General features: G+C 32.6%; 25 protein-coding genes. 1 reads left to right on the top strand and 24 read right to left on the bottom strand.

Features of this window, described 5'->3' with window-relative positions:
- Positions 1-98: 98 nt before the first annotated feature.
- Positions 99-1928 (top strand): GNAT family N-acyltransferase, encoded by a 1830-nt coding sequence (locus ACFSSB_RS10130; protein ID WP_379903792.1) that lies wholly within the window; start codon positions 99-101, stop codon positions 1926-1928.
- A gap of 400 nt (positions 1929-2328) precedes the next feature.
- Here the strand turns inward: ACFSSB_RS10130 and ACFSSB_RS10125 are convergent, their stop codons facing one another.
- From ACFSSB_RS10125 to ACFSSB_RS10010, 24 genes are all read right to left on the bottom strand, one after another.
- Positions 2329-2706, bottom strand: coding sequence for a nitroreductase family protein (locus tag ACFSSB_RS10125; RefSeq protein WP_379903790.1), 378 nt, complete (start codon positions 2704-2706; stop codon positions 2329-2331).
- Between the two features lie 21 nt (positions 2707-2727).
- Complete coding sequence (locus tag ACFSSB_RS10120; RefSeq protein ID WP_379903788.1) at positions 2728-3453, bottom strand: SDR family oxidoreductase; 726 nt, start codon at positions 3451-3453, stop codon at positions 2728-2730.
- Between the two features lie 153 nt (positions 3454-3606).
- A complete protein-coding gene (locus tag ACFSSB_RS10115) occupies positions 3607-4569 on the bottom strand; it encodes a hypothetical protein (protein WP_379903786.1) in 963 nt (320 codons plus the stop codon).
- Between the two features lie 10 nt (positions 4570-4579).
- Complete coding sequence (locus ACFSSB_RS10110) at positions 4580-5521, bottom strand: NADP-dependent oxidoreductase (protein WP_379903784.1); 942 nt, start codon at positions 5519-5521, stop codon at positions 4580-4582.
- 21 nt (positions 5522-5542) lie between these two features.
- Entirely contained in the window at positions 5543-6442 is a 900-nt protein-coding gene (locus ACFSSB_RS10105; RefSeq protein ID WP_379903782.1) for a hypothetical protein, read from the bottom strand.
- Between the two features lie 10 nt (positions 6443-6452).
- Positions 6453-7076 (bottom strand): putative quinol monooxygenase, encoded by a 624-nt coding sequence (locus ACFSSB_RS10100; RefSeq protein ID WP_379903780.1) that lies wholly within the window; start codon positions 7074-7076, stop codon positions 6453-6455.
- Positions 7077-7105: 29 nt separating this feature from the next.
- Positions 7106-7954, bottom strand: a complete 849-nt coding sequence (locus ACFSSB_RS10095) for a hypothetical protein (RefSeq protein WP_379903778.1) — start codon at positions 7952-7954, stop codon at positions 7106-7108.
- Positions 7955-7976: 22 nt separating this feature from the next.
- Positions 7977-8630 (bottom strand): oxygen-insensitive NAD(P)H nitroreductase, encoded by a 654-nt coding sequence (gene nfsB / locus ACFSSB_RS10090; RefSeq protein ID WP_379903776.1) that lies wholly within the window; start codon positions 8628-8630, stop codon positions 7977-7979.
- Positions 8631-8642: 12 nt separating this feature from the next.
- Positions 8643-9509 carry a nuclear transport factor 2 family protein gene (locus tag ACFSSB_RS10085; protein ID WP_379903774.1) on the bottom strand — a complete coding sequence of 289 codons (867 nt, stop codon included), beginning with the start codon at positions 9507-9509 and terminating at the stop codon, positions 8643-8645.
- Positions 9510-9592: 83 nt separating this feature from the next.
- The gene (locus ACFSSB_RS10080; RefSeq protein ID WP_379903772.1) at positions 9593-10465 is read right to left on the bottom strand and encodes a helix-turn-helix domain-containing protein; all 873 of its coding nucleotides are present in this window, start codon (positions 10463-10465) and stop codon (positions 9593-9595) included.
- Positions 10466-10546: 81 nt separating this feature from the next.
- Entirely contained in the window at positions 10547-10876 is a 330-nt protein-coding gene (locus ACFSSB_RS10075) for an ArsR/SmtB family transcription factor (protein ID WP_379903770.1), read from the bottom strand.
- 100 nt (positions 10877-10976) lie between these two features.
- A complete protein-coding gene (locus ACFSSB_RS10070) occupies positions 10977-11435 on the bottom strand; it encodes a DUF4870 domain-containing protein (protein ID WP_379903768.1) in 459 nt (152 codons plus the stop codon).
- Positions 11436-11602: 167 nt separating this feature from the next.
- Positions 11603-11989 (bottom strand): VOC family protein, encoded by a 387-nt coding sequence (locus tag ACFSSB_RS10065; RefSeq protein WP_379903766.1) that lies wholly within the window; start codon positions 11987-11989, stop codon positions 11603-11605.
- A gap of 36 nt (positions 11990-12025) precedes the next feature.
- Complete coding sequence (locus ACFSSB_RS10060; RefSeq protein WP_379903764.1) at positions 12026-12481, bottom strand: DUF1801 domain-containing protein; 456 nt, start codon at positions 12479-12481, stop codon at positions 12026-12028.
- Between the two features lie 6 nt (positions 12482-12487).
- The gene (locus tag ACFSSB_RS10055; protein ID WP_379903762.1) at positions 12488-12910 is read right to left on the bottom strand and encodes a hypothetical protein; all 423 of its coding nucleotides are present in this window, start codon (positions 12908-12910) and stop codon (positions 12488-12490) included.
- 58 nt (positions 12911-12968) lie between these two features.
- A complete protein-coding gene (locus tag ACFSSB_RS10050) occupies positions 12969-13928 on the bottom strand; it encodes a 2-hydroxyacid dehydrogenase (RefSeq protein ID WP_379903760.1) in 960 nt (319 codons plus the stop codon).
- Between the two features lie 167 nt (positions 13929-14095).
- Complete coding sequence (gene mgtE / locus ACFSSB_RS10045; RefSeq protein ID WP_379903758.1) at positions 14096-15469, bottom strand: magnesium transporter; 1374 nt, start codon at positions 15467-15469, stop codon at positions 14096-14098.
- A 12-nt stretch (positions 15470-15481) separates the two neighbouring features.
- Positions 15482-16276, bottom strand: coding sequence for a 16S rRNA (adenine(1518)-N(6)/adenine(1519)-N(6))-dimethyltransferase RsmA (rsmA, locus tag ACFSSB_RS10040; RefSeq protein ID WP_379903756.1), 795 nt, complete (start codon positions 16274-16276; stop codon positions 15482-15484).
- A 65-nt stretch (positions 16277-16341) separates the two neighbouring features.
- Positions 16342-16665, bottom strand: a complete 324-nt coding sequence (locus ACFSSB_RS10035) for a DUF4286 family protein (protein ID WP_379903754.1) — start codon at positions 16663-16665, stop codon at positions 16342-16344.
- Positions 16666-16698: 33 nt separating this feature from the next.
- Positions 16699-17208: a GNAT family N-acetyltransferase gene (locus tag ACFSSB_RS10030; RefSeq protein WP_379903752.1), complete on the bottom strand. Its 510-nt coding sequence runs from the start codon at positions 17206-17208 to the stop codon at positions 16699-16701.
- Positions 17209-17220: 12 nt separating this feature from the next.
- The gene (locus ACFSSB_RS10025) at positions 17221-18990 is read right to left on the bottom strand and encodes a tetratricopeptide repeat protein (RefSeq protein ID WP_379903750.1); all 1770 of its coding nucleotides are present in this window, start codon (positions 18988-18990) and stop codon (positions 17221-17223) included.
- Positions 18991-19384: 394 nt separating this feature from the next.
- Entirely contained in the window at positions 19385-20656 is a 1272-nt protein-coding gene (serS, locus tag ACFSSB_RS10020; protein WP_379903748.1) for a serine--tRNA ligase, read from the bottom strand.
- Between the two features lie 90 nt (positions 20657-20746).
- Complete coding sequence (locus ACFSSB_RS10015) at positions 20747-22060, bottom strand: HTTM domain-containing protein (protein ID WP_379903746.1); 1314 nt, start codon at positions 22058-22060, stop codon at positions 20747-20749.
- Complete coding sequence (locus tag ACFSSB_RS10010) at positions 22053-22991, bottom strand: bifunctional riboflavin kinase/FAD synthetase (RefSeq protein ID WP_379903744.1); 939 nt, start codon at positions 22989-22991, stop codon at positions 22053-22055. The genes ACFSSB_RS10015 and ACFSSB_RS10010 overlap by 8 nt, the downstream gene beginning before the upstream one ends.
- Positions 22992-23042 lie beyond the last annotated feature (51 nt).

The raw sequence follows: 23042 nt of genomic DNA, 5'->3' as shown, positions 1-23042 counted from the left end.
TACATTTGCGATTAGGTAATGAACTTGATTCAGTATCTTTATAAATTGATGTAATTTTAAAAAAGTTACTGAAAAAAAATCAGCATAAAAAAACAATTATGAGTCTAGTAACAGCAAAAGAAGTAGCAAAGGCTATACATGTAGATAAGTATGGTTTTATAGGTACATTTTGTGGTTGGTTACTTATGAAAGTTTTAAAAATTTCTACCTTAAATAAGATCTATAATCGCAATAAAAACTTAAAAGACTTACCTTTTTTAGAAGCTATTTTAGAAGAATTCCAGATAAAATTTGAAATTCCAGAAGAAGATTTAAAACGTTTGCCAAAAGATGGTGCTTACATCACTGTTTCTAACCATCCGCTTGGTGGTATTGATGGTATTTTGCTTTTAAAGCTTATGCTAGAACAAAGAAAAGACTTTAAGATAATAGCAAACTTCTTGCTTCATCGTATTGTGCCAATGAAGCCTTACATCATGCCTGTAAATCCTTTTGAAGACAGAAAAGATGTAAAATCTAGCGTTGCAGGTTTTAAAAATGCCATTATGCATTTGCGTGAAGGACATCCTTTAGGGCTTTTTCCTGCAGGAGAAGTTTCTACTTATAAAGATGGTAAATTAGTAGTTGATAAACCTTGGGAAGAAACAGCAATTAAGCTTATTAAAAAAGCAGAAGTTCCTGTGGTTCCTATTTATTTTCATGCCAAAAACTCTAAGTTGTTTTATAAGCTTTCTAAAATTAGCGATACTTTTAGAACCGCTAAATTACCTTCAGAGCTTTTAACGCAAAAACGTAGAGTTATTAAGGTTAGAATAGGAAAACCAATTAGTGTAGCAGACCAAAAAGAGCATACTACTATTGAGAATTTTTCAGAGTTTTTAAGAAAGAAAACCTATATGTTGTCTCATGCTTTTGAAGATAAACCTAAAATATTAGACAACCTATCTAACACCTTAAAAACACAAACAAAGTCGCCTAAACGTATTGTAACTCCTGTAAATATGGAGTCTATAATAGAAGAGGTTGATGCTTTACGAAAGGAAGATTTAAGGCTGTTACAAAGTAAAAATTATGAAGTCTTTTTAGCTCCAGCAAACAAAATACCTAACATGTTACATGAAATTGGTCGTTTGCGTGAAATAACTTTTAGAGAAGTTGGTGAAGGTACTAATGAAGCTATTGATTTAGATGATTTTGATAATTATTACCACCACATGTTTCTTTGGGACAATGTAACCAACAAATTAGTAGGAGCCTATAGAATGGGTCTAGGTTCTAAAATATTTGCAGAATATGGTATTGATGGTTTTTACCTACAAGACTTGTTTAGGTTTGAGCCAGAATTGCATAAAATGATGAGCCAGTCTATAGAAATGGGAAGAGCCTTCATTATTAAAAGTTACCAGCAAAAACCAATGCCTTTATTTTTACTTTGGAAAGGTATTGTGCATACCACCTTGCGTTTTCCTGAGCATAAATATTTAATAGGAGGTGTAAGTATTAGCAATCAGTTTTCTAATTTCTCAAAATCTTTAATGATTGAGTTTATGAAATCGAATTACTATGATCCTTATATTGCGCAATATGTGCATCCTAAAAAAGAGTTTAAAGTAAAACTAAAAGACGCAGATAAAGATTTTGTTTTTGATGAAGCAGAAGCCGATTTAAACAAGTTTGATAAAATTATTGATGAGGTAGAGCCAGGAGCATTACGTCTTCCTGTGTTGCTTAAAAAATACATTAAGCAAAATGCTAGACTAGTAGCTTTTAATGTAGATCCTTTATTTAATAACGCTGTAGATGGTTTAATGTATATTAAAATAGCAGACTTACCAGAAAGTACAGTGCGTCCTGTTATGGAAGAGTTTCAAGCAGAGTTAGAACGTAAATTTGCTAATGGTGAAAATGCCGAAAGTGAAAGTGAGTAGGTAATTTATAAAAGCTATTTTATTGTTTGGTATTTGCTTTTTTGTGTAAAAATAGATTTGTTTTTTTAGTAACACACATACCACAGAAGAGCTTTTTAAAGGGCTTTATTCAAACTATTTACTCCATTGTATTTTGTTTAATTCAGAACTTAAATATAGAACCACTATTTTAGGAAATTCTTGTTTTTCCCTTCTTTAAAAAATTTGGTAAGTTCATTATAGATTATTGCATTTTAACTTAGTGGAGTGACTATAGCACAACAGTTTTGTGTTTGAAAAGTAGTAAATTTAGCTGTGCAAATTTTCGGTATAACACAAAGATAGCAGAAAAGAACCTAACTTTTAATCTGTGTCTTAACTGCTATTTTTGTATATGTTTTTAGGTACTAAGCTTTTATAATTATAATACTATAATTACATCGCTTTCAGGTAGCCTAGATTTTGGTGTTTTATCAGTTGTATTAAAGTCACTTTCTGTTCTGTATCCAATGGCTACTGCTCTGATTGACGTAAATCCCTTTTCTCGTAGGTCAAATTCTTCATCCAATGCTTTCATATCAATACCTTCCATCGGACAAGCATCTATTCCAAGAGCCGCAACTCCCAATAAAAAGTTTCCGATATTCAAATAGACCTGTTTTTCTATCCAATGTTGTAAATCCTTTAAATCATATTTATGAATGTCAGCAGAAGCATTTCTACCAACATTTACATTTTGTTTTATTTCTTCATTAGGAAATCTTCCGTTCTTGTCCTTAACGTCTAAAAGGTGTTGCATATAATCATTATCTGCCGCTTTTTAAGCATCTTGCATTGTATCGGAAATTATAACTTCACGAAGCGAAACACTTTGTGGCAACTGATACATAAATTTAATCGTTTTCGCCACATCATTAGCCGTAATATTTACAGCTCCCACATTTTCTTTCCATTCGTTGTAGCCGTCAATAATATTTGAGTCTGTAGTGTGTCCTAACAGCTCCGTAGTAACTGCTCCCGGCATAATAGATAATACTCTAACGTTATGTGCCGACAGTTCGCCACGAGCAACACGAGTTAAACCTGTAACTCCAAATTTACTCGCACAATATGCACCGTGATTTCCAAAAGGTTGTACACCTGCAATTGATGAAAGATTGATAATTGTTCCCGATTTTCGTTCTTTCATATCGTTCATTACAATTTGCATTCCATACATTACGCCCATCACATTCACGTCTAACATTTTTTTCCATTCGTTAGCATCTTGCGTTGCTATGTCGCCCAAAAGCATTACACCTGCATTGTTAAGCAAAAGGTCGGTTTTTCCGTATTTTTCTTCAGCTTTTCGCACTGCTTTTTCAAAGGCGTTTTTGTCGGTTACATCTACTTGTTCGCAAATAGTGTTAGGCAAATTTAAGGCTTCCATTTTTTCTACTCGTCTTGCTAATAATAGCATAGGATAGCCCTCTTTGGCAAATTCTTTGGCTACTTCCATTCCAAATCCCGAACTTGCTCCTGTAATTACAATTAATCTCTTACTCATATTGATTTTATTTTAATTTTTTATTTTTCGCATTTCTAAATGCCCCTAACGTTTATGTATAAGAATAGTTGCGGGTTTTTATGCGAGGATTTTCCGAAGGAAAATCAGACGTTACAAACACGCAACGACCTTTGATTAAAGACTAAACCTCAATTATTTTTGTACTGCTTTAGTAGTAATTCTGTCCCAAGCAGAAGGTTGATAAGCAATTAGTTTATCACCAAAAATATAAGGCGCATAAATGATTTCACCATCTGTATTAATATCTGCAATACCTTTTGAAGATGTATCAATCAAGTAACTTTTATCGCCATCAAACGTGTATAAATGACCAGTAGGATTACTGCTTGCTAGCAAAACACCATTTATAGAGGTAACTCCATCAAATACTCCTTTTTTGTTGGAAGAAGCTATTAATTCTACCTTTTTAGAAGTGATATCAATGTTATACAATGCACCAAAATCTTCAGGTTTCCATTCTTTTCGCATTAATCCTTCGCCATTTTCCAGTCCGTAATTAGCAACAACCAAGGTGTCATCTTCTACAAAAACACCATTTGGAAACGGGATTTTATCAGACTGTAACCACACTACTAATTTGTCATTTTCAATGGTGTAAATTTTACCACCTGGCACATCAGAAATAAAAACTTGACCCGTTTTCTGATTAATTGCTAAATCATTTAAAGAACCAGCTTCGTTAGCAGAATAACTCTTTATAATGCTTCCATCGTCTAGATTTATTAGATGCACTTGTTTTTGGTCTGCAACATACAAGGTGTTTTTATAAACATCAGAACCAGTTGGAGATGTTAACCCTGTTGTCCAATTTAGGTTATCAATAACTCCGTCTTTAGAAACGCGACTTATAAAACCAGGTGCTGCACCGTTGGTATTGGATACATACAACCATTTATGATTTGGAGATGCGTAAACAGATTCAGGCATTTTAAAACCGTCTAATTCCCATTTTATAGCTACAGAAAAATCGTTTGTAATAACATCTGCAGTTTCATTTGCTGAAGTAAGGCTCGTTGCTTTTGAGGTCATTCTGTCTTTACATCCAGAAAGAATGACCACAAAAAGAATTAATATAAACTGGAGTGAATTTTTCATAAAATTAGTTTTATAGGGTCACAATTACTTTTCCCACGGTTCTTCCTTTTTCTACTTCGGTATGTGCTTCTGCCATTTTTTCAAAAGGGAAGGTTTTATATATATGAGGTTTTATTTCTCCATTTTCAAGCATATCTTTTAAGATGTTCATATCTTGGTTACTAGAATGCACTAGAATATTAGAAACCGATTTGTTTTCTTTTGCTGCCAAGGCGGTTATTTCTTCAGGTAAGTCAAGACCTACAGTAGTGATTACAGCTCCGCCATTTTTTAAAACCTTCACGGAGTTTTCCAATACTTTTCCGCCTTGGGTATCCAAAACAAAATCAATATCGGACAATACATCTTCAAAATTTTGCGTGCGATAATCGATGGCTTCATCGGCACCAATAGACAATACAAAATCTTTGTTTTTTTCTGAAACCGTAGTAATTACATAAGCTCCGAAGCTTTTTGCTATTTGGATCGCAAAGTGACCAACACCACCGGAACCTGCTTGAATCAACACTTTATCGCCTTTATTAATTTTTCCGGATAAGATTTGCAATGCTGTTAAGGCCGCCAAAGTGGTGGCTACCGCTTCTTCAAAAGAAGTATGGTCTGGCATCTTGGCTAAATGCGCTTCTGGAGCTGCAACAAATTCTGCGTAAGCGTTGCCAACACCAGGAAAGTTTACCATTCCGAATACCTTGTCGCCTAATTTAAAATCACTTACCTCTATTCCAACTTCGGTTACTGTACCGGCAATATCCCAACCTAAAACCACAGGTCGTTCTTTACCGTACATCATACTCAACATTTCGTTGTTGTATTTTGGTTTTACATCTGCCGGGTTCAAGGAAATTGCTTTGACGGCAACCAATACTTCGTTATTTTTTATACTTGGTTTCTCTATATCTGCTAGGTAAAGATTTTCTGGTCCTCCTGCTTGTTTTAATAATACCGCTTTCATTTTCTATGTTTTTTGATTTGATTATTTTTCAGGAAATAGCATTGTCGCACTTGATAACAAGTAATTTCTCCACCCGAAATTTGGATAGGCTTCATCCATTTTCTGAATGAATTCTTCACCATTTTTAGATGTAGCCATTGTTGCTTTCATATCTTGAAGGTATTTGATTTTAATCGTCACGTCTCCCGCAGTTTCCGGGGCACTATGTGAAGAATAGGTTGTATATCCTTTTTCTTGAAAAGCGGAAAGCTCTTTGATTATGGTATCTATAAATTCGGCATTAAAAATCATAGTATGGTTATCATGCCCTACCATATGTAAGTGAACTGCCTTTATTTCTGGCATCTCTACATCAAATCCAAAACCGGTGGGTGTAATGATAAATGGAATCCCTGAAATTTCTTGTGCTCCGGCTTCCAATAAATCGGTAGGTGCAATAGTCGTTTCGTCAAGGTCTTCACCTGAAACCTCTTTCAACTTTGACAGGGATTCATTTCCAGAATTCGTCATATAATCCAAAGATTCCTGGTTAGAATATATATGGTCGAATTTTAGTTTATCGGTATCAAAAAAGTGCTTTCCGATTAAATGGTACGAAACCATCACGTCAATATTGCCATATCCCAAACCAACAATATAATCCACAAGTTCTTTGTAATTATCTTTCATTGGGGGCGTTTCGATTAACACGCCTTTTCCATTTTTTTCAACAAAAAAAGCGTGAGTGTTAAAGAAACCCTTGGTCTCATAAGCATGGACTTTTGTTTCTCCATAATCAAAAACCTGTATGGTACCTTTTTCTAATTGAACTGCTTTGGTATTGTGATCAAAAGTTCTCATACTAGGTTCTTGAGCTACAACATTCTGAATTGCAACGGCTACCATAAATACGTAAACAAATGTTTTCATTATATTTTTCATCTTAACTAAGCTATATTTCTGTCACAAAATTCATATACTGCTTTAAATCCCCATCAACAGCTTCTTCCAACAATTTACCTGTTTTCATTGCGTAAGGTTGATTGAAATGTATGTCCCAAACATCGGATTCTGTTCTCCAATGCTCATAAACCGCTAAAGTATCTTCTTGGTCATCTACTGTGTATAGATCAAAAAGAATGTTTCCCTCTTCTTCTTTTCTGGTATGTGTAATGTGGTCTTTAAACTGTACTAAAATTTGTTCTCTATAACTAGGGTTAATCTTGAAGATGAAGAAAATACTTAAGACTTCATCTTCCGGATTAGCAGATTTAGAGTGGTCTGGCAAAGGGTTCGTATCTCCTAAAAAGTAAAATTCGGGTTCAGTTTGCAGTGCAGTTTGTCCTACCTCCATTAACTTTTTAGTGTGTAATTCATTATCGTGAGACGTTATTGCCGCTCTATCTGCCCAACGTTCGTAAACAAAAAATACATTGGCATCTGATTTAGATACAAACACCCTGATTTCTTTGTTGCCCGCTTCTTTTCTTGTGGCTGCCTGTGCTTCTTTTAAGGTTGCCGTAAACATATCTCTATGTTCTGGTTTTACTGTAAATTTTACAATGGTACTTTTCATAATAATGTTCTTTATAATTGAAGTGTCTTTTATTTTAATGGTGTAAGTGGCACTTTCTGAATTATTGTAGCCTCTTTTATTTTTGCAAACCTGTCATTTGGATTATCCTTTACAATCCAATGATGTGTGGTAGTCGCAGTTAATTTTTGACCCTCTTTTGACATCCCTTTCCAAACAAAATCTACATTGACGTCATATTTATTTTCTGAAATTACTTTTACAGTAAAATTCTCTGGAAAATGATTGCTTTCTTTTAATTGTTTTGGCGTTCCGTTTAACCATTGTTCTAATTGTTCTATGGAAACAATAGGTTCGCTATTTGTTGAAAAATTAAGTTTAAAATCATCAGCTAATAGCTCTTTAAAAGGTGCAACATTACCATCTAGTTGCTCCATATTTAAAAGCCAGTAGTGCATAAGTGATAACATTCTGTTTTCTGGGTACGCATCTTCAAACGTTGGGTCTTTAATCTCGCCAGTAGGTTTAATATTAATTTCTGTAAACACAGGTAAAAGTTCACCAGGGATTTCTTTTAAAAACGTGCTGTAATGCAAAGGATAACTATCATTAGACCCGTCTGATTTTAAATTTTGATAAACAATATCAGCTTCTAAATTAATAGCTCCGTTCTCTAATTTATTAACTTCTATATTTTGAATATGATGCGCATTTTTCCATCCTGTATAAACTTTTAATCTTTCAGGATAGTTCGTTTTGCCTTGTATTTCTCCTGCTGCAGATTTCATTGTTATATCATCTGCTAAAATTTCCAATTGATTTTCCAATCGTTGTTTGTTTTCAAAATCACGTTCATAAAAAAGATACCAACGGTGATATTGAACAATAGCTGCGTGAACAATTTTTGTATTTGTTTCCATCATTATTAGGTTTTGAGACTGATTATAACTGCGTGATAACTGTTTCTTCAGGAAATCTAGACTTCGGTAATTTTGCATTAAAATCGGTGTCCTTTCTGTAACCTAAAGAGACAACTGCCAATGCTGTATATCCTTTTTTGCGCAGACCAAACTCTTCATCTAAAGCTTTTACATCTACACCTTCCATAGGTACGGCGTCTATACCCATGGAGGCGACCCCCAATAATAAAGACCCCATATTTAGGTATACCTGTTTTTCCATCCAATGAGGTAAGTCTTTTAGGTCATACTTATGAATGTCGGCAAACAACATACGTCCGCTGTGCATTTGGTCTTTGAATTCTTGGGCGGCAAATCGGCCATCTTTATCTTCTTGTTCCAAAATGCTGTTCATATACGCTTCGTCGGCATTCGTTCTTGCAGCAACAACGATAACATGCGATGCGTCAATAACCTTAGGGGTGTTGAACTGAAAGAAACCTTGTGTGCCTTTTGCAATACGTTCTTTGCCTTCTTGGGTGTCGGCAATCAAAAAATGCCAAGGCTGTAGGTTTACACTTGAAGGACTTAAACGCAACAAAGTCTTTACTTGTTCAAAGTCTGAATCTGAGATCTTTTTAGTAGCATCGAATTCTTTTACGGAGTAACGATTGTTCAAAATTTCTGTGATGTTCATCTTTTTTTGTTTTTAAAATTTACCATTGTCATTTTTCCATTCACCTTTAGGTGCAATAGTTTCCATAACATCCCAATGTTCGGCTATTTTTCCGTTTTCTACACGGAATAAGTCGTAAAAAGACGTGTTTTTATCAGCAAACGAACCTTCGCTAACTGTCAATACAAAATTCCCTTCGCCTAAAACTCTATGAACTTTGTTGTATTTCATAGTAATACCTTTTGAAGCCATATATTCCAATGCTTTTCCAAGTCCTGAAAGTCCATTTGCTATATTAGGATTGTGTTGTATGTAATTATCTCCATCAAAATATCCAGCCAATTTTTCCATTTTTCCATTTACCAAAATGTCTTCAACAAAGTTCTTTACGAGCGTTTTGTTTTCTTCAGTTTTGTTGATGTCTTTGATTTCAATTGTTCCATCAATCATTGTGTTTCCACTTGGATTTGGGTGTTCTGGTTTTTCTTGTAGATTGTCCCAATGTTCTACGATTTTTCCATCTTCAAACCTGAAAATATCGAAACCTATTTTTGGTCCAAAAAATTGATAATCAGTTTGAGTGAAAACAAAATCGCCATCTTCAAAAGCTCTAACTGTGTTCACTTTCGCAGAATTAGGAGGAAGTTGTTGTAATAATGCGCCAAATCCTTCAAGTCCGTCTGAAACTCCAAGATTATGTTGAGTATACTTGTTTGGATTGATGTAACTAACTGGTTCTTGAGCACCAGTTTCAATGCTTTTTAAAAGAGTAATTACTTTTTCTTTGTTTGAAATTTCCATTTTTCCTTCTTTTTTAGTTATTGAATTTGCTTTTTGGCTTTTGCAAGATGTAAACCCTATTGCTAAAATTATCGTTGCACTTAATAGTATTTTTTTCATTTCTATGATTTTAAATTGATACTGCAAAGTTGCAATGAAGAAGAAGAAAAGAAACGATAAAAAATGTCCTTTGAATGATACTTTTACGCCAAATTGAATTCTTCTCTAAATTCAATAGGTGTTTTTTTATTGTGTTTCTTGAAGTATTTAATGAAGTTTGTTGGCTCTTCAAAACCTAACGAAAACGCTATTTCTTTGACACTTTCGTTTGTATGAGATAATAATCTTTTTGATTCTAGCAAAACTCTATCGTCAATGATGTTTTTAGGTGTTTTTCCAAAAATTTTAGATGTAGCTTGATTAAGCCTTTTTGGTGTCAAGTGCATTTTTTGACAATAAAAACTAACTTTTTTATTTTTCACGAAATTGTCATCTAATAAGGTTTTAAAAAATAATGCTTGTTCTAGGTTGGCATCTTTTTTAAATTCTATAAAATCTTGTTTTCGTCTTTCCCTTTCACAATGCATTAAAAGATTGTGTAAATTGTTTTGAAGTAAGTCGGATTGATAGTTGTCTTTAGCGTTTTTTAATTCTGTTTCCAATAATTCAAAAGTAGTCTCAATAATAGCGCTGTTTTTGGGTATTTGAATCTGTGAAATAGATAGCAAGTCGTTGAACAAAATACTACCTCTTAAAAACTTTGTATCTGTTTCTGTTTTGCAGAAAAAATTGTCAGTAAATAAAATTGCTTTTCCTTTGAATTTTGTTTTATTGTCAAAAACTTGAACGCTATTTTTATTGACAAATAATAATGAGTTTGGTTTTGTTTTTATTGGGTTGAAATCTACCAAATGTGTTGGAGAGCCTTTTTGAAACCATAAAATTTGATAAAACTCCGCTCGATGTGGTTTCTTTATTTCTTCGGAAAATTCGTTAAAAAGAAAGTCGAAATCTATAATTTCAAATTCCTGAGGAAGTCCTTCTTTGAAGTCATATTTTCGAATTTTTTCTTTCACTTTAAGTAGTTCTGAATTTTTTCAGGGTTGGATCTATCTATATACACTATATAAGTGTTTTGCTACAATTAAAAAGTAGTATTATCTAGAAGCGCTAACTTGCGTTTTTACAAAAAAGTCATTAATAAGTCTTCTACACGCGTTTAGTTTTTCTGTATTTATGGAGTAGCTTAAACTTTTTCCATGAGCAGATTGGTCTAATAATCCTATTTTTTTTATTTCGCTTAAATGTTGTGAAATGGTAGGTTGCGCTAAGCCAATTTCTTCTACAAGATCATTACAAATACAGCCAGAATTGCACGCACTAATATATTTTATAATAGCAACTCTAGCAGGATGGCTAAATACTTTAGACACCTTGGCTAAGTGATTATTTTCTGTATCATGAATGTTTACTTTGGTGGTTCCCATAACTGTGTTTTTATAATAAGAATAAATATAAGTTTAATATTGTAATATTACGATGTTAAAAATAATAAAAAATCCAAAACATATGTTTTGGATTTTTTATTTAAAGAGATTTAAACCAATCTTGAAATAATGCTCCTATAACAGGTAAGGGTTTCTTTTCATTACTTAATGCTCCTATTAAACTTAAAACCCATCCTACAACAAATAGTAATGAAATGATCCAGCCTATAACAGGAATAAAGCCTAAAATGATGGCGCTTATGGTTAAACCAACCATTTGTCTGATATAAAAGGAAGCGTATTCGGTTTTTTTATCAGTAGTATTCATTACTAAAGCTATGATTAGTCCAATAATTGTAAAGTGTGCTATTATGGCAACATTTTTACCATCACTTAGTACTTTTTTAGCATCTTCGGCAAAATCACTTGCAGCTTCTTTTGCTTCATGAGCAAATTCTTCTGCTTTTTCTGTGGCTTTTTTAGCTCCTTTTTTTGCGCCTTCTTTAGCGCTACCTATCATATCTTCTAGATCGTCACTTAAATTTTTATTGTCAGCCATTTTTCTTTATGATTTTTATTGTTCTCTTATAAAAATAATAAAAAAAAGCTAGATTTTCATCTAGCTTCTGTTTTTTAATGGGTTGGTTATTATTTGGTTAGTTGTTTTTTTAAAACTAGTAAGTATAAGATTGTAATGCGTATAATGAGGGTTTTAAAATAATAGGTTTACAAAAAAGGTTGGTCTATAGGTTCCCAAAGTTCTATTTTGTTGCCATCATTGTCTAAAATCCAACCAAATTTTCCGTATTCGTATTCTTCCATTTCTCCTACTATAGTAACACCTTCTTCTTTAAGTGTAGCTAATAATTCTACTAGATTTTCTACACGATAGTTAAACATAAAGTCTTTTTTTGAAGGCTCGTAGTACTTGGTGTCTTCAGGAAAAGGGCTCCATTGTGTCGTGCAGTCTTTACCTTCGGTATCTTTCCATTTAAAGGTACAGCCATAATCGTCTGTATTAAAACCTAAATGTTTTTTATACCAATCTTTTGCTGCTTTTGGGTCTTTGCTTTTAAAGAATAATCCGCCAATACCTGTAACTCGTTTTTTCATAAATAATATTTTTTTTATTTCCGCGAAGGCGGAAATCTATTTTTTTAAATTGGTTTCGTAAATGTCAATCCATGCATCTACAGTTAATTTAGTACATAGCTCAGCAATTAGAGCAAAAGGGATTTCTTCAATTTTTTTAAATCGAATACAACTTTTTCCCATATCTAGTTTTCGTGTACAGTGTTTTGGGTATTCTGCAACAAACCAATCGTGTATTTCTGGTTTAGCATAAATACCACTATGGTACAGGTTAATAGAGTTTTTTTGAGATGCAAAACTCATAAAAGGCAAGGGTGTTTTTGGGTTACAATGATAGCCATCTGGATAGATCGAATGTGGTACTACGTAACCAATCATGCCATAGGCAATGGTTTCTTTAAAGCCTTTTGGTAAATTATTTTTAATGGTTTTGCGTAGTTTTTTTAAAACCGCTTGTCTTTCTTCTGGTACTTGAAGTATATATTCTTCTGGAGTGTTAGCCTTGTATTGCATTTAAAATTAGTTTTTAGTCTTAGATCTACGAATTGCAAATGTACCACCAAGCCAAGCCATAGGTAAATAAGCCAATACAATATCTGTTATGGTAAACCAAGTAGGTCCTGGTAGCATATAGTTAACTGTTATTCCGCCTAACAAGAAAAGAACACCAATAGCTAAGGCAAATTTTATTTTGTGATTAAAGGCTATTAAAGCAGCAACAAGAGCTCCTATTAAAGTTCCTAAAGCGTGTGCTAGAAAAGGAAATATAAAATATTGTGCATTTAATGTTGGTATTACTTCTGCCAAAGCACTCATGTCATTTGGGTCAATGCCAGGAATAGGTAGTAATTTATTACCTAGTTGAATGAGTGACATGTTAACAACACTTCCTGCAAACCAACCAAAGATTACAGCTAAAATATTTCTAATAATTGGGTGCATATTTATGGTTTTAATACTATTAAAATAGCGAATTTAATTTAAAACATATTCGTAGGTACTAAAGTTTAAACTCTTGTTTAATCTTGTCTACAATAGTTTGTGCTAGTTTTGTATTGCTTTCTATAGTCCAACCAGCAACATGAGGAGATAGAAGCACGTTTTCTGCTTGTATTAAATGCTGAAATGCTTCTGGCATTTCTACGCTATTAGAAGCGTTGTCTTTTTTAAATAGGTTTTCAAATGAGGATTTTTCGTATTCTAGAACATCTAAACCAGCACCAAGAATTTTACCGTTTTTTAAAGCGGAAACTAAATCTTTGGTGACTACACTTTTTCCTCTTGCTGTATTTATAAACCAAAAAGGTTTTGCAAATTGATTAATAAACGCTTCATTAACCATGTTAATAGTAGTTGCCGTTTCTGGTGTGTGTAGGCTAAGTACGTCTGCCTCGCTAAAAAGTATTTCTAATGGTACTTGCTCTGCATTAGCATCGCCAACATTAGGTTGTAAATCATAGCATAATACATCTACCTCAAAGCCACGAAGTTTTTTTGCAAAAGCTTTTCCCATGTTACCATAACCAATAAGTCCAACGGTTTTTCCGTCAAGTTCTATTCCTCTATTTTCTTCGCGTAACCATTTACCATCTCTAACTTCACGATCTGCTTTGTTTAGTTTGTTAAAAAGAGAGAGTAGCATAGCTAAGGTGTGTTCACCAACTGCATTTCTGTTTCCTTCTGGAGCAGATATTAAATGTATGCCTTTGCTTTTGGCATAGTCACAGTCAATGTTTTCTAATCCTGCGCCAACACGACCTATAAATTTTAGGTTGGTTGCTGCATCTAGAAAAGTTTTGTCTATACTAAATCTGCTGCGTATAATAAAACCATCATATTCTGCTATTTTGTTTTGAATGTCTTGTTTTGAAGAGGTGTAATCTTCATGGTTTGTGCATCCTAAAGCATTTAATTGGTTTATTAAAAGTGAATGGTTAGTATCTAAGTGAAGGATTTTCATGAGTACGTATTTAAACTCAAATATAATTATAATGCCATGCTGAAACAAGTGTAGCAGGATAAATATATTACTACTAGTGTTGCGTTAGGGATTGTAGTGAAAATCCTTTTGCTTTTTTGCAAAAGATTGTAGCGAAAAGCGCGACCCTTGTGGTAACGCCCAAAATATTAAAAACCTAAGATTGCTTTGGCAATTACAAAGTATAGTAAAATACCAAAAACGTCATTGCTTGTTGTTATAAATGGTCCTGTTGCTACTGCTGGATCTATACCTCTTTTATCTAAAAATATGGGAATAAAGGTGCCAATTAGTGCTGCCATTACTATAACTGCAATTAGTGCAATTGCTATGGTTATAGAAACAACATAAGGTGTGCCAAAAATAAAATGCGTGATTAATAAACCTATACAGGCTATGGCTAAACCGTTGACTAAGCCTAAAATAAATTCTTTAAAGAGGCGTTTTAAAATGTTGCCATCTATGCTGTCATTTGCTAAACCTTGAACTACAATTGCCGAAGATTGTACACCAACGTTTCCTGCAGTTGCTTGTATAAGAGGAACAAAACTTAAGAGTACAATAAAGTCTCCCATGCTTTGGTTAAAATGCTCAATAATACTTGCTGCGCCTAAACCACCAAACATACCTATAAGTAGCCAAGGTAATCTTGCTATGGTTAGTTTTAAAATACTATCATCTGCTTCAACATCACGAGAGATACCTGCTGCTAGTTGGTAGTCTTTTTCGGCTACTTCTTTCATGACATCTACAATATCATCAATGGTAACTCGACCTAAAAGTATATGGTGTTGGTTTACTACAGGTATTGCTTCTAGATCATACTTTTGCATTACTTTAGCAACGTCTTCTGCGTGTTCATCTACAAAGACAAAATCTACATTTGGGTTGGCAATTTCTGCTATTTTTTGCTCGCTTTTTGCGGTAATTAAATCTTTTAAAGAGAGTCTGCCAATAAGTTTGTCTCTTTTATCTACTACGTAAATGGAGTGTACTCTTTTTACATCTTTTGCTTGTCCGCGAATTCTACGCATACAACCAGCAACTGTCCAGGTTTCATATACTTTTACAAGCTCTTTTGCCATAAGTCCTCCAGCAGTATCTTCATCATAAGCTAAAAGCTCTGTAATTTCTGCTTTGTGGTCTTGGTCTGTAATTTTATTAATTACTTCTTGTTGACGTTCTTCAGGAAGTTCGGCAATAATATCTGCAGCATCATCAGTATCTAGTTCTTCAATTTCTTCTGCAATTTCTTTTGTAGAAAGGTTTTCTAGAACTTTTTCACGAATATCTTCATCCAGCTCCATCAGGATGTCTGAAGTAGTGTCTGAATCTAATAGCTTAATAACATAGGTAGCTTGTTCTAGATTTACTTCGTCTAGAATTTCTGCTATATCTGCGTAATGAAAATCATTTAACAGCTTACGAAGTTCCTTATCTTTTTGGTTTTCGATAAGTTGTTCTACTTGCTCGGTGAGTTCCTTGGTTAGCTCAAATTGTATGTTTTCTTTTTCTTCTGCCAAGCTAAAAACGGTTTAAGTGTTTTTTATATCTTCTTCAATTTTTTGGGTAAGTGCAATAAATGCTTCTACACTTAATTGTTCTGGACGTTTGCCAAAGATAGCATCTTCTCTTAGATTATTTGATAGATCTAATGTTTTTAAACTGTTACGAAGTGTTTTTCTGCGTTGTTGAAAAGCCGTTTTAACAACCTTGAATAATAGTTTATCACTACATGGTAAAGTGTAATTTTCTTTTCTTGTAAGGCGAAGCACTCCAGACTCTACTTTTGGAGGTGGATTAAAAACATCTGGAGGAACTGTAAATAAATATTCGGCATTGTAAAAAGCTTGTGTTAGTACAGAAAGAATACCATAAACCTTTGAACCTTCTTTAGAGCAAATACGTTTTGCAACCTCTTTTTGAAACATGCCCGAAAATTCTGGAATTTGGTCGCGCATTTCAATCGTTTTAAAAACAATTTGTGTAGAAATGTTGTACGGAAAATTACCAATAATGGCAAAGGATTCTCCTTTAAAAACTTGGTTTAAATCGTATTTTAAAAAATCTTTTTCTATTACTCTAGAAGCTAGATTAAGGTAGTTGTTTTTTAAGTATTCTACAGATTCTGTATCAATTTCTATTACGTGTGTGGTAATTGGTTTATCTAGTAAATACTTGGTAAGCACACCCATTCCTGGACCAATCTCTAAAACTGTTTTGTAGTTTTTAAGGGTTAGTGTGTCTGCAATTTTTTTTGCAATGGTTTCATCATTTAAAAAATGCTGACCTAGATGTTTTTTTGCTTTTACTTGATGGTTATTTGCCACGTAATTACGTTTTTTAATATTGTTAATATAGCTTTTTTAACTGCGCTTATAGTGACAAAGCTAGGTTATTTAAAGTTTACTGTGTATTCATCTACAATTTGAAGTTCTGTTCTAAAAGAAAGCATTTTGTCTGCAAACTTTTTTAAGCCTTCTGCTTTTAGTCTTTCGGCATCTTCTTTATAGTAGGCTTCTAGCGCTTCTCTAGAGTAAGATCTGTATTGTACAGAATAGGTGTGACCTCCTAATTCTTCTTCTACTAAAACTTTAGTAAGGGTTGCTTTTTCAAATTTACCTGTTCCTAATACTTGCGGAATATGTTCTTTAATCCAGATTAGCCATTCTTGGTGAATGCTATCGTCTATGTTTACTGTTACGTTGTATATTACCATAATTTTAATAAGTTCAAAAGTGCTAAAACTATATTATAAAGTTTTTGCAAATAACAGAAGTTCTACATCATCATCAAAAGGTTTCACCCTTTTTTGATAAGATAAGCCTAATTTTTCTAATAACTTAATAGAATTTGCATTAGTTGGTAAGGTAATGGCTAGCACTTTTTTTAACTGAAAGGTTTCTTTTGCTAGTTTTAATACCGCTAAAGAGGCTTCTGATCCATATCCTTTTCCTTCGTATTCAGGAAGCATAGCAAAACCAATATCTGCATGTTCTAGTGTGTCTCGTTTTAAAAGTCCACAAGCACCAATAGGAGTGTTGTTTTCTTTTACATTAAGCTTGTAAAAACCAAACTTGTTTGTGTTGTAGCTTTTTAAGTGTGTGTTAGTAATATAGTCTTTGGCAGCTTCTATGGTTTTAATATTTCTGTCGCCAATATATTTTAGCCAATGTGGTGTGTTTACTAACTGCAATAAAAAGGGAGCATCTGCTAATGTAAATTTAGAAAGAGTTAGTCTTTCGGTTTCTGCTACAATCATGTTTTGTTTTTGTTAGTTAATGGCATCACCACGAAGCATTCTGTAGTTTTTTCTTGCTTCTACAAAATAGATGCTATCTTGGTGGTTAAATATTATTTGTTCATACAATTCTTTGGCTTTTTCAGGTAACATTAAATGTTCTTTATACAGTTCTGCTAAATAGAAAAGCGCGTCATCTGCAAGAATTTCTTCTTTGTAATTTGTGATGATTAGTTTGTAATTATCTGCCGCTTTTTGGTATTGTTTTTTGCTTTCAAAAAGTTGTGCTTGTTTGTATAAAGCTTGATCAATAATAGTTTCGGTTTTATGGGCTTTTAAAATTTGATAGAGTAGGCTTATTGCTTGGTCTGTTTTATTTTGAAAAGCAAACAAATCTGCTTTAGCATATAGTTTTAAAGCTGTTTGCGTAGAGTCTTCATATTTGTTATCTGAAATAAGCAACTTTAAATCTAAAGCATCATTTGCAATAAGTTGCGAAGTAGAAGACTTTAATATTTTTAATTGGGATTCTGCCCATTTAAAATCGCCTTTATAATAGCTGGTTTGTGCTACTTTAAAACGTGCTTCTTGTGATATGGTACTGTTTTTAAGGCTTCGTTGAATTTGTGTGTAGTAGATTAGTGCTTCGTTAAATTTTTCTTGAAAGACTAAAATATCTGCTAGTTCTAATTTTACTTGGGCTACTTGGTGTGTAGATAATTGTTGTTGTAAGCTTTCTTTTAAAAATAAGGTTGCTTGTTGTGTGTTGTTTTGTTTAAAAGCTAAAAAATGTGCGTAGGCTACTTGTAAATCTATTGTGCCTTTGTGCTTGCCATAGGTTTGTAATAAATCTAGATAATTTTTTTCTAAATCGGCATAGTCTTTAGGCGTTGCATTTTTAGTTTTAATTTGTAGTATACTACTTTCTGCTTCTAAGGTAATTCCTGGTGTTTGGGCAATTTCTTTAATGTATTCAAAAATCTCAATAGCAATAGCGTCTTGGTTTTCATCAGCAGCTATTACTGCCACATTTTTTATTCTGTATAGGCTTATAGGATCTCTTTTAAAAATGGCCTTTTCTTGAATAAATGCTTTGTAATATTCTTTTTGTTGAATAAATAACCAGCTTAATAAATCATTAAATAACAAGTCTGGCGTTTCCTGAATTTTTTTGAGTAGTATCTTTTTTAAGATAATATTGTTTGGGTTGTTTTTATCTTCACTTATAAAATCACTAAAAGCACGTTTTATAGTGTTTAAGTAATTATCATTGGTTTGCACAAAATTTACATAACTATAAAACATTTTTTCTACATCACCTTGCTCACCATAAATTCTAGCCAGTTGTAAGTTGAAATTGTATTCTGGTTTTATCTGCATGCCTTTTTCATAAGATAGAATGGCTTGCTCCAGAAGAGAGTGTTCTTCAAAAGCGAGTGCAATGTTATATGCAGCATTAACTTCTAGATCAATAACAGAAATTGCTTTTTTGTAGTTTAGGTTGGCGTTTTCAAGATCATTTTTTAATTGATAATTATAACCTAGTTCTACAAGTAATGAAGGATAGACTAAAATAGATTTTTCAATTAGTTCTTGTGCTTGGTCTAACTGTTCAAGCTGTTGGTGTGTTTTTACTAATTGCTTAAGAACCCTGTAGTTTCTTGGGTTTTTTTGGTGTAGTTTTTTGTACAGTACTTGTGCTTTTTCAAACTCTCCGTTTTTAAAGTATTCTTTTGCCAAAATATCTTCTTGCGCAATGGCATGAAAACTAAATAGAAAAAAAAATAGATAAATAAACTTCATAAACGTGTAGCAATAGCTTTGGGTAAATATAACAAATGTAAGTAGTAGATGTTGTAAAATTTATGCTAAAAAAATGCCTGAAATATAATTTCAGGCATTTGCCAATCTAATAAGTGTGCTATTAATCGATGTCAATTTAACATGATTCAAATATTCGATTGGGACAAATATTTATTTTACTTAATTTGGTTGTTATAAGTTTGTGCTATTTTATATAAAAATGGAAAATAGCAGTAACAACTATTAAATAGTTTTAACTGTTGGTTTTATAAAATTCTGATTTTTTTTTCAATTATCCTTATAAATAGGCATAAAATCGTTGAACGACGTATATTTTTATTCATTCATCGATAAAAATGAGTAATTTCCTGCAAATTTGTAAGAAAAAAACCTATTAATTAATGATTTTAAAACCAGTGTAAGGTACTAATGCTTCCGGAATTACAATTCCGTCTTCGGTTTGGTAGTTTTCTAAAATACCAGCTAATACTCTTGGTAAAGCTAAAGAGCTTCCGTTAAGCGTGTGAGCAAGTTCATTTTTACCTTCGCTATTTTTAAAACGTAATTTTAAACGGTTTGCTTGGTAGTTTTCAAAATTAGAAACGCTTGAAATTTCTAACCATCTGTCTTGAGCAGTAGAGAAAACCTCAAAGTCATAAGTCATTGCAGAAGGAAAACCAGTATCTCCACCACAAAGTCTTAAAATACGATAAGGTAGGTTTAGTTCTCTTAAAATACCTTGTACATGTTCTATCATGCCATTAAAAGCATTGTAAGAGTTATCAGGATGTTCTACTCTAATGATTTCTACTTTGTCAAATTGGTGTAGTCTGTTAAGACCTCTAACGTGTGCACCATAACTTCCTGCTTCTCTTCTAAAACAAGGTGTGTAGCCAGTGATACCAATAGGTAATTCGTTTTCATTTAAAATAACATCTCTAAAAATGTTTGTTCCTGGTACTTCAGCAGTAGGAATTAAATATAAATCGTCACGAGAGTCGTGGTACATTTGTCCTTCTTTGTCTGGTAATTGTCCTGTACCATAACAAGAAGCTTCGTTTACTAAATGTGGTAATTGGTATTCTGTATAACCAGCTTCTGTGTTTTTATCTAAAAAGTAAGCAATTAAAGCACGTTGTAATCTGGCACCTTTACCTTTGTATACAGGAAAACCTGCTCCAGTAATTTTGTTACCAAGTTCAAAATCTATAATGTCATATTTTTTAGCAAGTTCCCAATGTGGTAATGCGCCTTCATGTAAAGTAGGGATTTCTCCTTCTTTTAAAATTTCTTCGTTGTCTTCATCAGAGTTTCCTTGTGGAACAGACTCATGAGGTACATTAGGAATTTTATATAGCAAGTCTGTTAAAGCTTCGGTTTTAGCGTTTAGTTTTTCGCTTAATTCTTTTGAAGCTTCTTTTAAATTGGCAGTTTTAGCTTTTAAAACATTCGCTTTTTCTGCTTGTCCAGATTTGTATAGCATACCAATTTCTTTAGAGATAGCATTGGATTCTGCAAGCGTATTGTCTAATTCGGTTTGAATTTGTTTACGCTCTTCATCAAATGTAATTACTTCATCAATAATTTGTGTAGCATCAAAGTTTCTTTTTGCCAAACGTGTAATTACTAAGTCTTTGTTTTCTCTAATAAATGGTACTTGTAACATGTTTTGTTTTTTTTTAAATCGGAAATTATTTCCGTTAGGAATGCACAAAAATAACAAATAGTTTAGATTGCGCGTTAGGTTTATTTAGTATTAATCTAGTTTTGAAGGTAAAATCCATTCGCTATGTTTAAAAGCGCTCCAGGAAACCGATGCAATATCAATTTCAGGATTTATATATTTAGTATATGGTCTATTATTAACACTTATATTACAGGAAATATATACCGCAACATCTTTACCTTTTTCTTTATATTCCTTTTTTAATCTTTGAGCAAATTGCCACATTACATCTGGATGTGTGCTTACTAAGCGCATTTGTTTTTTGCTTAAATAGTCTTCAAGTTTTACAAATATGGTTTTGTTTTTTCCTTTCTCTTTTACTTTAAAGCTTATATGTGCAAGTTTAGATCTTAGCATCATACGCCAAGACATTTTATGACCTTCTTCTGTCCAGAGTACATTATCTTGTATAAAATGATGACGTAATGGTAATGCAATTTGAATGATAAAGTAAATAGAAAATAAGGCTACTAATGGTTTTTTATATTTAGGTTCTTTAACTTCTGCAGCATCATAAAATTCTCTTTTCTTGAAAAAAATGTTTTTGATAGTCTTAGGATTAAAAAAGAACAAGCTAAAGGCTAAAGCTAGGTACGGAAAAATACCAACTTGAAATACAATAGAATTGAATAGATGAAAAAATATAGATCCGAAAAAAGCAATTTTTCGAGTAGGCTTAAATAGTAAAAACGGAACCACCAAACCATCATATAAAATACCTCCATATGCTAAAAAGTAATGCAGCCATTCTTGCTGTAAAAATTCACCAATTAAAAAATAGTTCCTTTTACCAGACATAAATATTTTCATTACAGAAGCATCTAGCCAATCGGGATATAATTTTGCAATAGAGCCATAGGTGTACACAATAAACATTTGTAAAATAAAAACCAGGCGACACCATTGTGGCATAGAATTACTCTTTATTTTAGGGTTAAGTTTAGCGTCTACAGAATGGTATTTGTTAGCAGGAAGAAATACCATAATAGCACTTAATAAAATCAATAAATAATAATGATTGTTGTAAGATGCTTTTTGCATTAAATAGGTAGTTAGCCACATAAGTGTAAACATTATGGTGCTAAATCGGTATTTGTAGCCAATCATGATTAAAAAGCCAAAAATACCCATGACTAAATAATAAAAGTACATGCCGTTTCCCGGAAGTGGTTGTAACCACTCAAAACCAATAAAGGTAAAAGTGAATTTGGGTTCTACAAACGCTCTAGTAACCCATCCTGTAAAAATAGCACCAACAGACTCTAAAAAGCATAATAGACCAAAAAAGATTCTAAAAACTATTAGTGCGCTGTTGTCTATATGTTTAAATAAATACTTATTCAATGTTGTTTTGGGTTAAATAGTGTTCTGCATCTATTTTGTCTTGTTGTATTTGCGCTTTTAAGGCTTCAAGTGAATCAAATTTTTGTTCACTTCTAATTCTTTTTAAAATTTCAACAGTTATGTTTTTATCATAAATGTCTTCATTAAAATTAAAAAAATGTACTTCTATGGTTAGCTTGTTGCTGTCGTTAATTGTTGGGTTAGTACCAATATTCATCATACCAAAAAGCTTTTGGTTTTTGTAGGTTGCTGTAACTACATAAACCCCTTGTTTAGGAATGAGTTTATAGTTTTCAGAAATACTTAAATTAGCTGTAGGAAAATCAATAGTTTTACCAAGACCTTTGCCTTTGATTACTGTGCCATTTAGCATAAAATTATAACCCAAAAAAGCATTTGCAGTTTGCATATCTCCTTCTAATAAAGCCTTTCTTATTTTTGTAGAACTAACAGAAACGTCATTTATGTCTTGGGCACAAATTTCTTCAACTTCAAAATTGTAGGTATTACCAAACTTTATTAAATCTTGAATATTAGCAGCTCTATTTCTACCAAAATGGTGATCATAACCTATGATTATTTTTTTTATATGTAGTTGTTTTACAAGAATTTCTTTCACAAAATCTTCTGCAGATAAACGTGAAAATTCTTTTGTAAATGTTTTAACACATAGCTGGTCTATACCTAGTTTTTTTAAAATTGCAGACCTTTCTTCAATAGTATTAATGAGTTTTATATTGGCATCTTTTTGTAAAACCATTCTTGGATGTGGAAAAAAAGTCAATACCACAGCTTGTAGGTTTTCTTGTTTGGCAGTATTAACTAATCTTTCAATTATTTTTTGATGACCAATATGTACGCCATCAAAGGTGCCAATTGTAGCAACTGAGGATTTTTTAGAAGATTCGTCTAATGTGTTTGATTTTAACATAAAAAAAGAAGAATTCTATTCATAAGTTCAATAAAAAGGTTAAATTTGTTT

Source organism: Lacinutrix gracilariae (assembly GCF_042684485.1).
GTDB lineage: Bacteria > Bacteroidota > Bacteroidia > Flavobacteriales > Flavobacteriaceae > Oceanihabitans > Oceanihabitans gracilariae.
This window is presented reverse-complemented; position numbering and strand designations above follow the sequence as displayed.